General features: G+C 70.7%; 12 protein-coding genes. 4 read left to right on the top strand and 8 right to left on the bottom strand.

The annotated features are described in order from the left end of the window. Positions 1-143 precede the first annotated feature (143 nt). Genes ACQHII_RS02470 through ACQHII_RS02445 form a run of 6 tightly spaced genes read right to left on the bottom strand, consistent with a single transcriptional unit; the run spans position 144 to position 5,390 of the window. On the bottom strand, positions 144-1,370 hold the full coding sequence (locus ACQHII_RS02470) for a cytochrome P450 family protein (protein WP_427917608.1): 1,227 nt from the start codon (positions 1,368-1,370) through the stop codon (positions 144-146). Then, the gene (locus ACQHII_RS02465; RefSeq protein WP_427917607.1) at positions 1,367-2,584 is read right to left on the bottom strand and encodes a cytochrome P450; all 1,218 of its coding nucleotides are present in this window, start codon (positions 2,582-2,584) and stop codon (positions 1,367-1,369) included. The genes ACQHII_RS02470 and ACQHII_RS02465 overlap by 4 nt, the downstream gene beginning before the upstream one ends. Beyond that, on the bottom strand, positions 2,581-3,189 hold the full coding sequence (locus ACQHII_RS02460; protein ID WP_427917606.1) for a GTP-binding protein: 609 nt from the start codon (positions 3,187-3,189) through the stop codon (positions 2,581-2,583). The genes ACQHII_RS02465 and ACQHII_RS02460 overlap by 4 nt, the downstream gene beginning before the upstream one ends. Further along, positions 3,161-3,523: a DUF742 domain-containing protein gene (locus ACQHII_RS02455; RefSeq protein ID WP_427917605.1), complete on the bottom strand. Its 363-nt coding sequence runs from the start codon at positions 3,521-3,523 to the stop codon at positions 3,161-3,163. Before ACQHII_RS02455 ends, ACQHII_RS02460 begins: the two co-directional genes overlap by 29 nt. Then, positions 3,520-3,942 (bottom strand): roadblock/LC7 domain-containing protein, encoded by a 423-nt coding sequence (locus tag ACQHII_RS02450; protein ID WP_427917604.1) that lies wholly within the window; start codon positions 3,940-3,942, stop codon positions 3,520-3,522. Before ACQHII_RS02450 ends, ACQHII_RS02455 begins: the two co-directional genes overlap by 4 nt. Then, entirely contained in the window at positions 3,939-5,390 is a 1,452-nt protein-coding gene (locus ACQHII_RS02445) for a sensor histidine kinase (protein ID WP_427917603.1), read from the bottom strand. The genes ACQHII_RS02450 and ACQHII_RS02445 overlap by 4 nt, the downstream gene beginning before the upstream one ends. A gap of 387 nt (positions 5,391-5,777) precedes the next feature. Between ACQHII_RS02445 and ACQHII_RS02440 the strand changes: the two genes are divergently transcribed. The 3 genes from ACQHII_RS02440 (at position 5,778) to ACQHII_RS02430 (ending at position 9,946) form a co-directional block, all read left to right on the top strand. Next, positions 5,778-7,130 carry a transaminase gene (locus ACQHII_RS02440; RefSeq protein WP_427917602.1) on the top strand — a complete coding sequence of 451 codons (1,353 nt, stop codon included), beginning with the start codon at positions 5,778-5,780 and terminating at the stop codon, positions 7,128-7,130. A 34-nt stretch (positions 7,131-7,164) separates the two neighbouring features. Next, positions 7,165-7,605, top strand: coding sequence for an Lrp/AsnC family transcriptional regulator (locus tag ACQHII_RS02435; protein ID WP_427917601.1), 441 nt, complete (start codon positions 7,165-7,167; stop codon positions 7,603-7,605). A 94-nt stretch (positions 7,606-7,699) separates the two neighbouring features. Further along, a complete protein-coding gene (locus ACQHII_RS02430; protein ID WP_427917600.1) occupies positions 7,700-9,946 on the top strand; it encodes an MMPL family transporter in 2,247 nt (748 codons plus the stop codon). A gap of 19 nt (positions 9,947-9,965) precedes the next feature. Here the strand turns inward: ACQHII_RS02430 and ACQHII_RS02425 are convergent, their stop codons facing one another. After that, positions 9,966-11,069 carry a PP2C family protein-serine/threonine phosphatase gene (locus ACQHII_RS02425; protein WP_427917599.1) on the bottom strand — a complete coding sequence of 368 codons (1,104 nt, stop codon included), beginning with the start codon at positions 11,067-11,069 and terminating at the stop codon, positions 9,966-9,968. 159 nt (positions 11,070-11,228) lie between these two features. Here ACQHII_RS02425 and ACQHII_RS02420 point away from each other — a divergent pair, with 159 nt between their 5' ends. After that, a complete protein-coding gene (locus ACQHII_RS02420; RefSeq protein ID WP_427917598.1) occupies positions 11,229-12,764 on the top strand; it encodes a DUF4331 family protein in 1,536 nt (511 codons plus the stop codon). Positions 12,765-12,814: 50 nt separating this feature from the next. On the opposite strand, the gene ACQHII_RS02415 is transcribed toward ACQHII_RS02420, so the two are convergent. Then, positions 12,815-14,032: a beta-1,3-glucanase family protein gene (locus ACQHII_RS02415; protein WP_427917597.1), complete on the bottom strand. Its 1,218-nt coding sequence runs from the start codon at positions 14,030-14,032 to the stop codon at positions 12,815-12,817. Positions 14,033-14,247 lie beyond the last annotated feature (215 nt).

Genomic DNA, 14,247 nt, shown 5'->3' with positions numbered 1-14,247 from the left:
ATCCGGGGAAACCGACAAGTGCGCTCGGGGCTCTCCCCCGAACCCGGGCAGGACGGCTCCGCCGGCGGCTCCTCCTCCGAGGCCGCGGCGGAGCCGTTCCGGCGCCGGGTGCGGGAGCGGCCGTACGGACTGGTCGGCGGTGCTCAGCCGCGCAGCCGTACCGGGATCTCCTGCCAGCCGAAGGCGATGAAGGACGGCACCTGGCGCAGGGTGTCCGCGTCCACGGCGAGGCGGGCGTCCGGGAAGCGGTCGAAGAACGCGGGCAGCGCGGTCAGGGCCTCCACCCGGGCCAGCGGCGCGCCGATGCAGCGGTGCACGCCGATGCCGAAGGACAGGTGGTCGTCGGCGCCGCGGGCCGCGTCGAAGGTGTCCGCGTCGGGGCCGTAGTGCGCGGGGTCGAGCCCGGCCGCCGCGTACGTGGTGATGATGGCGTCCCCGGCCGGGACGGTGATCCCGCCGACGGTGAGGTCGCTGACCGCGAAGCGGAGCGGCAGCGAGGCGATGGAGGGGTGGACGCGCAGGGTCTCGTCCACGACCGCGTCCCAGGTGATCTTTCCGGAGCGTACGTCCGCGAGCTGCTCGGGGCGCTTGAGCAGGGCGACGATCGCGTTGCCGATGAGGTTGACCGTCGTCTCGAAGCCCGCGCCGATCACCAGCAGCAGCGTGTACAGCAGTTCCTCGTCGCTGAGGCGGTCGCCGTCCTCGTCCCTCACCCGGATCAGCTCGGTGGTGAGGTCGTCGCCGGGGTGCTCGCTGCGGTGGGCGATCAGCGCGGGGAGCACCGTGCCGATCTGCTGCTGGACGAACGCCGCGTGCTCCGGGGTCGGGTCGGAGGTGTCCATGATGGCCGCTATCAGCCGCCCGGTGTCGGCCACCAACTCGTCGGGCACACCGAAGAGTTCGCAGATGATCCGCATCGGCAGCGGCTGCGCGAGCGCGGCTCTGATGTCGACCACCTCGGCCTCGTCGGCCGCGACCGCGTCGAGGAGCTCCGTCGTGATCGTCTCCACCCGGGCCCGCATCGCCTCGGTGCGCCGGTGCGTGAAGCTCGGCGCGACCAGTTTGCGCAGCCGGGCGTGGTCGGCGCCGTACGTGGAGAGCATGTTGACGACGCCGATCCAGCCCAACACCCAGCCCCAGGAAGGGTGTTCGCCCATCTCGGGCCACAGCCGCCAGTGCAGCCGGGGATCCCTGCTGACCTGCGGGTCGAGGATCAGTTCCTTCAGGACGTCGTAACCGGTGGGCGCCCAGGCGGGGATGCCGCCGGGCAGTTCGACGGGCACGATCGGGCCGAGGGCGCGCAGCTTGGCGCTCTCGGCGGCCATGTCGGCACCGAATGGGTCGAGGACGATGCGGTCGGACACGGTCACGAAGGGTCTCCTGGCTGGTCGGGGGAGCAGGGGCTGAACCGCACGGGCAGCGACGTGAGCGAGCGGTGGAAGGGGCCGGGACGCCAGGTCAACTCCGCGCGCGGCACGACGGGTTCGAGGTCGGGCAGCCACAGGGTGAGCCGCTCGATCGCCTCCGTCGCGATGAGCAGCGTGTGCCGTTTGACCGGGCAGGCGTGCGGACCCGCCGACCACGACAGGTGCGAGGCGTCCTTGGGATGCCGGCCGCTGACGACCTCCTGCTCGGCGAAGTGCGCGAGCGCGCCGTACGAGACGACGACCGGCGTCGCCGGCCTGATCCACGCGCCGTGGAAGGTGACGGGCGAACGGGCGTAGTGGATCCCGTAGTTGGCGAGCGGGGTCTCGTGGTGCAGGACCTCCACCACGGCGTCCATCACCGGGCGGGCGCCACTGGTCAGCGTGGAGTAGTAGACCGAGGTGCCGAGGATGCGGGACAGCGCGTTGGACACCAGGTTCGCGGTCGGCTCGTGTCCCGCGCCCAGGGTGAGGAACACCTGCCAGGCGACCTCCTCCGGACTCAGCCCGGCGGGATGGTCCAGGAGCCAGCTCGGCAGATCGTCACCGCGCGACTCGGCCTTGGCGGCGATGAGTTCGAGGACGTAGCCGCCGAACTCGGCCTCCCCCTCGGCCGCTTGGGCACCGCCCTCCATCATCATGCCCAGCGCCCGGTCCAGCCGCTCGCTCTGGCTGTCGGGCAGTCCGAACAGGCTGTTGAAGACCAGCGCCATCAGCGGCCGGGCGAACTCACCCACCAGATCGGCCTGTCCGCGCGGCCCGATCCGGCTCACCAGGACATGGACCGCCCGGTGCACCCGGTCCCGCAGGTCGTGCGGCTCGATCCGGTCGAAGGCGTCGATCAGCGAGGCACGGTAGCGGACGTGCGCCGCGCCGTCCGCGAACAGGGAGTTGGGCCGCCAGCGCATCATCCCGAGGACCGGCGAGTCCTCGGCGACCGTCGACTCCCAAGGACGGGGATCGTGCGAGAACGTCTCGGTGTCGCGCAGCAGCTCCAGCGCCGCCCGCCGCTCGGTGACGACGTACGCCGGTACGCCCGGGGCGAGTTCGGCCCACCCGACCGGGCCCTGGGCGCGCAGGGCGGCGTAGTAGCCGTAGGGATCCAGCGCGAAGCCGTCCTCCCACAGCCGGACGGGTCGGACGGGGGACGAAGTGGTCACCGGTGCTCCGGGGGGTCGCGGTCGATCAGGTGCTGGACCAGGGCGAGCAGCGCGTCGATCGAGGAGTCCGCGTCCCGGGCGTCACAGGTCACCAGCGGGGTGTCCGGCGCCAGGTCCAGGGCGGCGCGCAGCTGTTCGTCGGTGTGGTGCCGGGGCGCGTCCGGGAAGGTGTTGAGGGCGACGGCGTACGGCAGCCCGCTCTCCTCGACCAGACCGAGCATGTCGAAGGAGGCGTCGACGCGGCGGCTGTCGACCAGGACCAGCGCCCCCAGCGCGCCGTGGGCGATGTCCTCCCACAGCGCCCGGAACCGCTCCTGCCCGGGCGTCCCGAAGAGATACAGCACGATCCCGCCCGGCAGGCTGAGCCTCCCGAAGTCGATGGCGACGGTCGTCGTCGACTTCTCCCGCACCCCGTCGAGATCGTCCACATGGACGGAGGCCTCGGTGAGCCGCTCCTCGGTGTGCAGCGGCCGGATCTCCGACACCGAGTCGATCAGAGTCGTCTTGCCCACCCCGAACGGACCCGCGATCAGGATCTTGACCAACTCCTGTGCGGTGTCCGGCAGATGGATGCCACTAGTCGTGCTTGAGGGCGCGTAGGCCATCGGCCACTCTCTTCAGCAGGTCGGGGTCGAAGCGTTCGGCGGGCGGTATCGGGGCGCGGGCGAGCACCAGGCCCCGGTCGAGGAGACCGGCGGCCAGGACCCGGACGGCGGAGACCGGCAGCTCCAGCAGGGCCGCCGCCTCCAGTACCGTCAGCGAACCGGCGAACAGGGCGTCCAGCAGGGCGAGTTGGGCCGCGGGCAGTCCGGCCGGAACGGGCTCGCCGCTGCCGGAGAGCACCGTCAGCCGCTCCAGTTGCGGACGGCTCGGCCGGGCCACCCCGCCGGTCGACAGATACGCGGGGACCAGGGGACGGCCGCCGCGGCGGCCCGTCATGCCGACGCGCCGCCGTCAACTCCCCGCGGAGCGGCGGCCATCGCCTTCTCGCCCAGCCGTGCCACCTGTGAGTGCACCCGGTGCGCGAGCAGGTCGAGCCGCACCTCGGTGTCCCCGTAGGCCGCCACACAAGTCCCGTGATCCGTGGGGACGATGAGCACGTACCCGTGGTCCGACTCGATCACCAGCTGCCGGATCTCGGCGTCCTCCCGGTCGGCGAACGCCGCCGCGGCCGTACGGCACGCCGCCTGCACCGTGCTGGTGATCGCGGCCACCCGCTCGCCCGAGGCCTGGGACAGCGCGTCGGTGTACCCCCGCACCAGCCCGTCCCGGGTCAGCAGCACCGCGGCCACCACATGCGGCACCTCCAGGATCGGATCGAGCACCCAGGCCGTGTCGCCCCCATCGCGGCTGTTCATCTAGCCGCTCCCCCTTCGTAGTCGTTCCCGTTGTTCTTCTGATCGAGGTCGCGCACCGCCGGTCGCGGTCCCGCGGACTCCTCCGTTACGGCGGTACCGGCGCCCTCCCTCGCGGCGCGCGCTGCGGCCGTGCCGGACTGGAGCGCGCCGAGCGCGGCGGCGGCCTGCTCCGGGCGCCACTCGGACTGTGCCGGGGCGGCCGGGGCTGTCTGTGCGTTCGCGGCGGCGGCCGGGGTGCGGCGGCGCCGGCGCGGCAGCCCGCCGGCGTCGGGCAGGGCCTGGTGTCCGGGCACCTCGGCCGCGGCCCGTTCGTCCCGCTCGGAGCCGTAGGCGTGGGCCGGGGAGGATGCGGGCGCGCGGGTGGGAGCGGGGGCCGGGCGGGTGGAGCGCGGGGCGCCCGCCGCGGGCGGCTGCCGCTCGGGGTCGATCCGGCTGAGGAGGTGGCTGTCGATCCGCAGCACCGCGCGGACACCGCCGTACGGGGAGGGCGAGGAGACGTCGACGCCGAGGTCGAACTGCCGGGTGAGGCGGCCGATCGCGGCGAACCCCATGCGCGGCGGGTCGCCCAGGTCGGTGAGCAGGACCGGGTCGGTACCGGCCACCGTCCGCCGGGCGTGCTCGCGTTCGTCGGGGGTCATGCCCACGCCCGCGTCGTCGACGGTGACGCAGACGCCGTGGTGGACGTGCTCCAGGTTGACCACGACCTCGGTGTCCGGCGCGGAGTGCCGCAGTGCGTTGTCGACGAGCTCGGCGACGATGATCGCGACCGGTTCGACGGCGTGCGAGACCAGCGCGGTACCGGCTTCGAGGTGGTTGTGCACCCGCACCCGGTGATACCCCGCGAGCCGGGCCTGCCCGCCGGTCACCGCCTCCACGAGGTGCGAGTCCTCACGGGCGAGGCCGACCCAGGCCCCGCACACGACCGCGGTGACCTGCGCCCGGCGCAGCGACTGCTCGTTCTCGTGGTCCAGCGTGAACAGGGTCTGCGTCAACTCCGGGTCGTCGTAGCGCTGTTGGAGCGCGCGCAGAGCGTCCTGCAAGCGGTACAGCGCGGCCTGGATCTCCCGGGTGGCCCCGCGCATCCCGGCTTGCGCGGCGGCGTCGATACGGGTGCGCTGCGCGGTGAGCTCCGAACGCAGGGTGGTGAGCACGTTCTCGAGGGCGATCCCGAGGGGCGAACCGATGAACTGCGGCTGCGCCGGTCCCGGGACGGCCACCCGCGGATGCGTCAACTGCCGGGCGACGGCCGGGATCCGCTGCACGGCGAGATGCTCGACCTCGCTCACGAACGCCGTCTGGACGCCGGCCAGTCGGTCCCGCAGCTCCGCGATCTCCGCGCGCTGCAGGGCGCGTTGACGCCGCGACCGCAGCAGACCGGCGCCGAGCGCCAGCGCGGACAGCGTGCCGGCGGCGAGCGCACCGGTCACCAGGTCCGGTAATTCGGTCATCGAATCGAGTCCAAGAGAAGTCGGGCAGGGCTGATTTCGAGCCCCTGAGGCGGGGTGCCCGGAGCACAGTACACACCGTCATCGACCGCTCTCGCACGGTGTAACAGGAGTTCCCTTCGAAACTGACAGCTCTCTGTTCACATCTGCGTCAAGTGTCTGAAATGGCGTGTGAGCAAAGGGAGTTGAGTTGCCGTGGTCGGTGTGCCCGGCGTGCGGGCGGAGTGTTTTGAGGTGTGTCGCGGGCCCACTGAGCCGGCCGGGCCGCGCGATGGACTACGCGCATGAATCGATTGTCACGGCAATGGATTCCGCAGCCATCTCTTGCTGTCACGGTACTTTCGGTCGTATCGTCCGGACATTCCGTCGCCGACACCACCGGGGTAGCCCATGGACCGCCGCACTCGCCTCCAGGACCTGCTCGCCCGGGAGAGCGCCGAGGCCGAGCGGCTCAATCCGCGCTCGAAGGCCGCCTACGCCCGTGCCGAGCATCTCTTCGGGCGGGTGCCGATGACCTGGATGAACAAGACCGCCGGAGCCTTCCCGCGCTACCTCGACACCGCTCGCGGCGCCCGTGTCACCGACATCGACGGCCACGAGTACATCGACTTCAGCCTCGGCGACACCGGAGCCATGGCCGGCCACTCGCCCGCCGTGGTCGCGGAGGCGGTGCGGCGCCGGTTCGCCGAACAGGGCGGTGCCACGGCGATGCTGCCCACGGAGGACGCCGAGTGGGTCGGCGCGGAGCTCGCCCGCCGCTTCGGACTGGCCCGCTGGAGCTTCTCGCTGACCGCGACCGACGCCAACCGCTGGGCTATCCGGCTCGCCCGGGCCGTCACCGACCGCCCCAAGATCCTGGTGAACAGCTACAGCTACCACGGCAGCGTCGACGAGTCGCTCATCGTCGTCGGACCGGACGGCCAGGGGACCGCCCGCCCCGGCAATGTCGGCGCCCCCTGCGACGTCACGCTCACCAGCCGCGTCGCCGAGTTCAACGATCCCGCCCGGCTGGAACGGGAGTTGGCGCACGGCGACGTCGCCGCAGTCCTGATGGAACCCGCGCTCACCAACATCGGCATCGTGCTGCCCGAGCCCGGCTACCTGGCCGCCGTACGCGAACTGACCAGGAAACACGGCACGTTGCTCATCATCGACGAGACCCACACCTTTTCCGCCGGACCGGGCGGCTGCACCGCCGCCTGGGGCCTCGAACCCGACCTGCTCACCATCGGCAAGGCGATCGGCGGCGGCATCCCGGCCGGTGCCTACGGCCTCTCCGTGGAACTCGCCGACCGGCTCCTCGGCCGCGCAGACTTGGACCTGGTCGACATGGGCGGGGTCGGCGGCACCCTCGCGGGCAACGCGCTCTCCGTCGCCGCGATGCGCGCCACGCTCGAACACGTCCTGACCGACGAGGCGTTCGCCCACATGGCGAAACTGTCCGAGCGCTTCGCCGCCGGTGTGCAGGAGGGCGTCGACGCGCACGCGCTGCCCTGGACGGTGAGCCGTCTCGGCGCCCGCAGCGAGTACCGTTTCGCCAACCCGGCTCCGCGCAACGGCACCGAGTCCGAGGCGGCGGGCGACCCGGAGCTGGAGGACTTCCTGCACCTCTACCTCGCCAACCGGGGCATCCTGCTCACCCCGTTCCACAGCATGGCGCTGATGTGCCCCGACACCACCGAGCAGGACGTCGACACCCACACCCGGGTCTTCGCCGACGCGCTCGCCGAACTGGCCGCCTGACACAGGGAGTTGGAGAACAAGGGAGACCGAGCACGTGGACGACATCGACCGGGCCATCCTGCGCGAGTTGCAGACCGACGGACGTATCGCCTACGCCGACCTCGGACCGAAGGTCGGTCTGTCGGCGTCGGCCGCCCGGCAGCGGCTCCAACGCCTCCTGGATTCCAAGGCCGTTCAGGTCGTCGGGGTGACCGACCCGATGGCCATGGGCGGCCAGGCCATGGCCATGCTCGGCATCGAGGTGGACGGCGACCCGCGTACGGTCGCGGACGAACTCGCCCTGCGCGAAGAGGTGGTGTACTCCGTGCTCACCTCCGGCGGCTTCGACCTGTTCGCGGAAGTGGTCACCCCGGGACCGCGCGACCTGCTCGACTTCGTCAACGACGTCGTGCGGCCGATCGAAGGGGTCAGGAGCGTGCAGTCGTTCCCGTACTTCGGGATCCACACCCACCGGTTCCTGTGGGACGTGGGATGACCGCCCTCTGAACGTGGGTCCGAGATGCCGTAGTGATCCCGCGGGCGTCTAATGGGGATGTCGGAAATGTCCCCTGGCGGAAAAGGCCGAGGTCATGACGTCCACGGATTCCAGTGCAGGGGGCAGCGGGGCGACAGCCAAGGGGGTGCTGCGGCGGCTGGGGGAGTGGTGTGCCCGGCACTTCGTGATCGTCATCGTCGCGTGGCTCGTCGCGCTGGCCGCGCTCCAGGTCCTCAACAGGTCCTTCGGGGGCGACTATTCGGACGACTTCTCGCTCAACGGCGTACAGTCCCACCACGGTCAGCAGGTCCTGAAGGAACACGACCCCGCGGTCGGGGGCTACGGCAGCCAGATCGTCCTCCACGACAAGGACAAACAGCTCACCTCGCTGAGCTCGCAGATGTCCCAGACGGTCGGTGACCTGCAGAAGCTCCCGCACGTCCTGTCGGTCCAGAACCCGCTGCCACAGCCCGGAACGCAGCCACCGACGTCCACCGGTCCGAACGTGGGACCCCTGTCGTCCGACGCGAAGACCGGCTACATCACCATCCGTTTCGACGTCCAGCCGTCCACCCTCGGTGACGGCTACCTCCACGGCGTGGACAACTCCGTGAAGCCGCTGCGCGCCGCCGGCGCCCAGGTCGAGTACGGCGGACCGCTCGGCGAACTCGCCCGGCCCGCTGCCGACGACAAGGTCAGCGAGCTCATCGGGTTCGCCGTGGCGATCGTCGTCCTGCTGATCGGCTTCGGCAGTGTGATCGCCGCCGCGATGCCCCTGGTGACCGCGCTGATCAGCGTGATGGGCGGGCTCGCCTGCCTGGGACTGCTGGCGGCGGCGTTCACCTTCGCGACGGTGTCACCGACCCTCGCGACGATGATCGGCATCGGCGTCGGCATCGACTACGCCCTGTTCCTGATCACCCGTCACCGGCAGAACCTCATGAACGGCAGCGATCCCGTGCGTGCCGCAGGACAGGCCACCGCCACCAGCGGCCGAGCCGTGCTCGTCTCCGGCTGCACGGTGATCATCGCCCTCGCCGGACTCTTCGTGTCGGGCGTGCCCTTCATCGGCAAACTCGGACTCGCCGCCGCCGTGACGGTCGTCTCGGCGGTGATCGGCGCGCTCACCCTCGTACCCGCCCTGCTCGGGCTCGTCGGCAAACGGATCGACCGCTACCGGGTGCGCCACCCGGTCGCGGAGACCGACGCCGAGCCCGGCACCGAACCCACGGGCACCTGGCACCGCTATGCCCAGCGCGTGGAACACCGGCCGTGGGCCTTCCTCGCGGCGGGCATCGCGACCGTGGTCGTCCTCGCCATTCCGGTCTTCTCGATCCAGCTCGGGCACATCGGCGACGGCGCCGACCCGACCTCGTTCACCGACCGGCGCGCCTACGACCTGATGACCGACGCCTTCGGCCCCGGATCCAACGGGCCGCTGACCGTCGTCATCGACCAGACGGGCGTCCCCTCGTCGCAGCGCTCGGCCCTCACCACCCAGGCGCAGAAGACCCTCGACGGGGTGCAGGGCGCCGCCAAGGTCACCCCGCTGACGACCACCAAGGACGGGGACGTCCTGGTCGGCACCGTCTACTCCAAGCAGTCCCCGCAGAGCGCGAGCACCACCGACCTCACCAACCGGCTCGTCCACGACACCCTCCCGGACGCGGTCCACGGCACGTCCGCGAAGGGTTACGTCACCGGCACGACGGCCGCCCAGGTCGACTTCCGCGACATCGTGTCGAGCCGGCTGCCCCTGATCATCGGCGTGGTCGTCGCCCTGGCCTTCCTGATCATCCTCGCCGTCTTCCGCGGCCTCCTCGTCGCCCTAAAGGCCGCCGTCCTCAACGTGCTCTCGATCGCCGCCTCCTACGGCGTCGTCGTCGCCGTCTTCCAGTGGGGCTGGGGCGGTCCCGCGCTGGGCGTCTCCGGCAAGGTCCCCATCGAGAGCTACGTCCCGATGATGATGTTCGCGATCATCTTCGGCCTGAGCATGGACTACGAGATCTTCCTGCTCTCCCGCGTCCACGAGGCCTGGCTGCGCACCGGCGACGCAGAGGCCTCCGTCGCCCACGCCCTGGAGATCACCGCGCGCGTCATCACGTGCGCCGCGCTGATCATGGTCAGCGTCTTCGCGGCCTTCGTCCTCAGCGACAACATCGTGGTCAAGATGCTCGGGCTCGGCCTGGCCGTCAGCGTGCTGATCGACGCGACGGTCGTACGGCTGCTGATGGTGCCCGCGGTCATGACCCTGCTGGGCCGGCACGCATGGTGGACGCCCCGGTTCCTGGACCGGATCCTGCCGCACATCGACGCGGAGGGTGAGCACGAGGGGGCGTGAGCGTCAGTCCTCGTGAACGTCAGTCGTCGGGCGTCAGGACGAGCATGGTGACGTCGTCCCGGATCTCCTCCGAGTACCCCAGCACATCGGCCCACACCCGCTCCGCCAGGTCCGCAGAGCACCCGTCGGCGAGTGCCGCCAGCCGCCCCGTGAACGGATAGAAGGCACCGGAGGCGTCCCGGGCCTCCCACACCCCGTCGGACGCCAGGAACAGGCGGTCCCCGGGCAGCAGCGGCACGCTGACGGCACCGAGCGGACCCGAGTCGGCCAGACCGAGCCCCAGCGGCGTCCACGGCACGATGTCGATCTCCGTGACCCGCCCCTCGCGGAGCAGTACCGGAGCCGGATGCCCGCAGGCCACGATCCGTACCGCCCGGGCGTCCGCCGAGAACTCCAGCAGTACGGCCGTGGCGAACAGCTCCGCGTGCGGCGACCGCGCCGAGTCCACCACGAGCCTGCGGTCGAGCCGCGCGGCGACCGACTCCAGCTCCGGCCGGTCGAGGACTGCCTCCCGGAACGCGCCGAGCAGCGAAGCCACCGTCGCCACGGCCGACAGCCCGTGCCCCTGTACGTCCCCCATCACCGCCCGCACCCCGAACGGCCCGTCCCGCACGTCGAAGAAGTCACCCCCGACCAGCGTCCCGCGCTGCGCCGCCCGGTACAGCCCCGCACACCGCACCGGCCCCACCCGCTCCGGCAACGGCGGCGCCACCGCCCGCTGCGCGGCCTCGGCGACCGTGCGCTCCAGGTCGAGCTGGGCGTCGCGGCGGCTCCGTACGAACGAGATGAACACACTCAGCAACGCGACGAAGCAGATGGTCAACAGGTCCGTACTGCCCGGATCGTTGAGCTGGAAGGCCGGGACGGTCAGCAGTGCGACGCTGAGGCCGCCGTAGAGCACGGTCGCGACCGGGCCGTACGACAGACCGGCCAGCGGCGGGATGGCGCCCAGCACGAAGCCGATGTCCAGCCGGTTCGGACTCACCAGCGTCGCCACGCCCACCCCGACGACCAGCACGGCCGGCAGCACCCGCACCCACAGGGGAGCCGGCGCGCCCCGCAGCCAGCCGCGCCGGGCCGGCTCCCGGTTCCGGCGCGCCACCAGACCCCGCACCTTTCCCACACCACCACGCTCCTACGGCGGGACCGGCCCCGCACGCCGAGCGCCAAATCGATAGATCAACTGAAAGATCGGTCAGATCACTCAATATTCACCAATCCGGAAGGGGTGGCCGTTCCGAATCTCCGAGCGTCAGGGAAGTTGGCACGGAGGACGGACGGTATGACACCTATCGCCAGGAGCGGTGCGCGGCGCAGGAGCCTCGCGACCCTCGTAGCAGGTGCGCTGGCCGCCGGGGGACTCGCAGCCGCCGGCATGACCACGCTGGAACCGGGGGCGGCTTCCGCCTCCAGTCACCGGGAGGCCCCGCTGATCTCGGGGCAACCCAAGTACGACAACACGGACGTGTACGCCTTCGTCAGTCCGGACGATCCGGCGACGACGACGATCATCGCGAACTGGATCCCGTTCGAGGACCCGGCGGGCGGCCCGAACTTCTACACGTTCGCGGACGACGCCCAGTACGACATCCACATCGACAACAACGGTGACGCGCAAGGTGAGTTGCTGCTGCGCTACACCTTCAAGACACACACGAAGAACAAGAAGACGTTCCTGTACAACACCGGCCCGGTCACCAGCCTCGACGACTCGGACCTGAACGTCACCCAGACCTACGACATCGACCTGCTCAAGCTGCACAACCAGAGTCTCGTGTCGAAGACGAAGCTCGCCGACGACGTACCGGTGGCCCCGTCGAACGTCGGCAAGGCATCGATGCCCGACTACGCCAAGCTGCGCCAGCAGGCCGTCCGTCAACTCGCGCACGGAGGGCGGACGTTCGCCGGGCAGGCGGACGACCCGTTCTTCCTGGACCTGCGCGTCTTCGACCTCCTCTACGGCGGAAATCTCTCCGAGGTCGGCAACGACACCCTCAAGGGCTACAACGTCAACTCGATAGCCCTGCAACTGCCCACCGACATGATCACCGAGTCGAAGCAGCAGCCGGTCGTGGGCATCTGGTCGACCACCCAGCGGAAGAACGCCCACGGCGACTACGAGCAGGTCTCGCGGCTGGGCAACCCGCTGGTCAACGAGGTCGTCAACCCGCTGAAGGACAAGGACAGGTTCAACGCGTCCTCGCCCTGGAACGACGCCCAGTTCCTGAAGAACGTGACCAACCCGGAACTGCCGAAACTCATGGAGGCCATCTACAAGATCAAGGCACCCGCGGAACCGCGCCACGATCTCGTCGACGTCTTCCTCAAGGGCGTCAAGGGCCTCAACCAGCCGCCGGGCGTACGACCGGCCGAGATGCTGCGCCTGAACACCTCGATCAAGCCGACCGCCGACCCGAAGCGGCTCGGTGTCCTCGACGGCGACAACGCGGGCTTCCCGAACGGGCGTCGCCTCACCGACGACGTCGTGGACATCTCGCTCCAGGTCGTCGAGGGCGAACTGGTCGGCGCCAAGAACGACTTGGGGGACGCGGTCGACGCCAACGACCAGAAGTTCGGCGACTCCTTCCCCTACCTGGCCGAGCCCGTCGCCGGTTCGCGAGGCCCGCTCGCGAAGGGCACGGCCGGTGGCAGCAGCGTCCGCGACCAGGTGGGCAACGCCCTGCAGCCGACCGGCTCGGCCGGCGGCACGAGCAACACCGGCCTGATCGCCGCGTCGGTGGGCTCGGGCGCGGCGGGCATCCTGCTGATCGGCGCGGGTCTGGCGTGGTGGCGTCGGCGCATGCAACGTCCGAACTGAGCGGTACGGAACAGGAGAGGGCGGGGGCCGCGCTCCCGCCCTCTCCGGCTTCAGAACGGCGTGAGCGTCAGCCGTATCCCCGTCGGCGCCGTGTCCTGGACGTACGACGCGAAGTCCGCCACGTCGTCGAAGGCGAAGCCGTAGGCCCGGCCGTCGGCGGTGGCCGCGTGCACCGCCTTCGCGTAGTGGTTCGTGAGGTCGGTGCGGTAGAACTCCGAGGCGTCGGTGGTCGGTTGGGCGGAGTCCGACAGGAGAGTGGTGCGGTTGAAGCCCGCGCCGAGCACGGCCGCGACCGGGCCGGTGGTGCCGTCGTTCGGGGCGGCCAGATTGCCGTCGCAGAACAGCACGTCCCGGGTCGACGGCTTCGCGAAGGAGACCGGGGCGGGGCCGGTGAAGGCGAACCGGTCGGCGCGCACCCGGCCGGTGAAGGCGCCCGCGTTCGTGGTGACGGTGAGGTCCTTGCCGGTGTAGGTGCTCCAGACCTCGTCGATGTACGGCGCGAAGTAGTCCGCCGCGAACAGGCCGGCGTCCAGTCCGTGCCCCGGCGCGACGACCCGCGTGTCGTCCACGACCAGCGGAGCGAACGCCTCGACCTGCCGTACCGCGGCGAACACCGAGGCCCGGCCGCCGTCGCGCAGCGTGCCCGTCGTCTGGTCCTGGGCGCCGGTCAGCCGGATGCTCAACGGCACGCTGAACATGTCGACCATCGTCGTGTTGCAGAACATCCCCGACGCGTTGTGCGTGAACTCGGCGCAGTCGTGGAGGACTTGGTAGTTGGGGTCGGAGGCGACCCAGCCGGCCGGGTACTGGAGCGCCGGGTTGCCGTTACCGTCCGCCACTGCTCTGAACCTGAGCTTCGCGCCGAGGGAGACGTAGATGCGGCCCGAGAGGTACGGGAGTGAAATCGTCGTCTCCGCACCCGAGTTGAGACTGATCGCATAGTCGGTGAAACCGTCGGCGCCGTTGTCCGCGAGGGCTATCGGCGCGAGCGTCCCGTCGGGGGTGACCCGCACCTGTGTGCCGTCCGCGTTGCCGACGATGTAGACGTGCACGCTCGCGTTGTCGAACGAACCGCTGTTGTTGACCAGTGTCAACGGGAGCCCGCCCGCCTGAGCCCGATCGGCGTTCGTCGCCATGGACTTGGTGTCCGCGAGGGCGTGCGGTGCGAGGGCCGCGACCGCGGGAGCGGCCACCGCCGCCCCGCCGAGGGCGAAGAGCAGCTGGCGGCGGCCGAGCGTGCGCCGATGACGGGAAGTCGGGGGAGTCATGTGGGGGCCTCCGTGCGGGTCGGGCCGTGCGGAACGGACGGTGCCGACGCTTTGAGAGCGCTCTCACAGCGTCGCGTCGACACCGCCGCCGAGGCCCGATGTTACGCAGGACCACTGCCTCGGCCAATGGGTCGGAGAGAAGTCGTCACTGCGCTGACCTGCGGAAACAAGGAAGGATGGGTGGCTTAATCCGTGCTTAAGGATCACTTAAGCGG

This window comes from Streptomyces sp. cg40 (assembly GCF_050320165.1).
In the GTDB taxonomy this organism is placed as follows: Bacteria; Actinomycetota; Actinomycetes; order Streptomycetales; family Streptomycetaceae; genus Streptomyces; species Streptomyces hokutonensis.
The sequence above is the reverse complement of the archived record's forward strand: the minus strand, read 5'-3'. Positions and strand labels throughout refer to the sequence as shown.

What these genes read in the sequence shown, in the direction of transcription:
- ACQHII_RS02460 (WP_427917606.1), bottom strand. Translation starts at nt 3,189, where the DNA reads ATGGCCTACGCGCCCTCAAGCACGACTAGTGGCATCCATCTGCCGGAC.
- ACQHII_RS02455 (WP_427917605.1), bottom strand. Translation starts at nt 3,523, where the DNA reads ATGACGGGCCGCCGCGGCGGCCGTCCCCTGGTCCCCGCGTATCTGTCG.
- ACQHII_RS02450 (WP_427917604.1), bottom strand. Translation starts at nt 3,942, where the DNA reads ATGAACAGCCGCGATGGGGGCGACACGGCCTGGGTGCTCGATCCGATC.
- ACQHII_RS02445 (WP_427917603.1), bottom strand. Translation starts at nt 5,390, where the DNA reads ATGACCGAATTACCGGACCTGGTGACCGGTGCGCTCGCCGCCGGCACG.
- ACQHII_RS02440 (WP_427917602.1), top strand. Translation starts at nt 5,778, where the DNA reads ATGGACCGCCGCACTCGCCTCCAGGACCTGCTCGCCCGGGAGAGCGCC.
- ACQHII_RS02430 (WP_427917600.1), top strand. Translation starts at nt 7,700, where the DNA reads ATGACGTCCACGGATTCCAGTGCAGGGGGCAGCGGGGCGACAGCCAAG.
- ACQHII_RS02420 (WP_427917598.1), top strand. Translation starts at nt 11,229, where the DNA reads ATGACACCTATCGCCAGGAGCGGTGCGCGGCGCAGGAGCCTCGCGACC.
- ACQHII_RS02415 (WP_427917597.1), bottom strand. Translation starts at nt 14,032, where the DNA reads ATGACTCCCCCGACTTCCCGTCATCGGCGCACGCTCGGCCGCCGCCAG.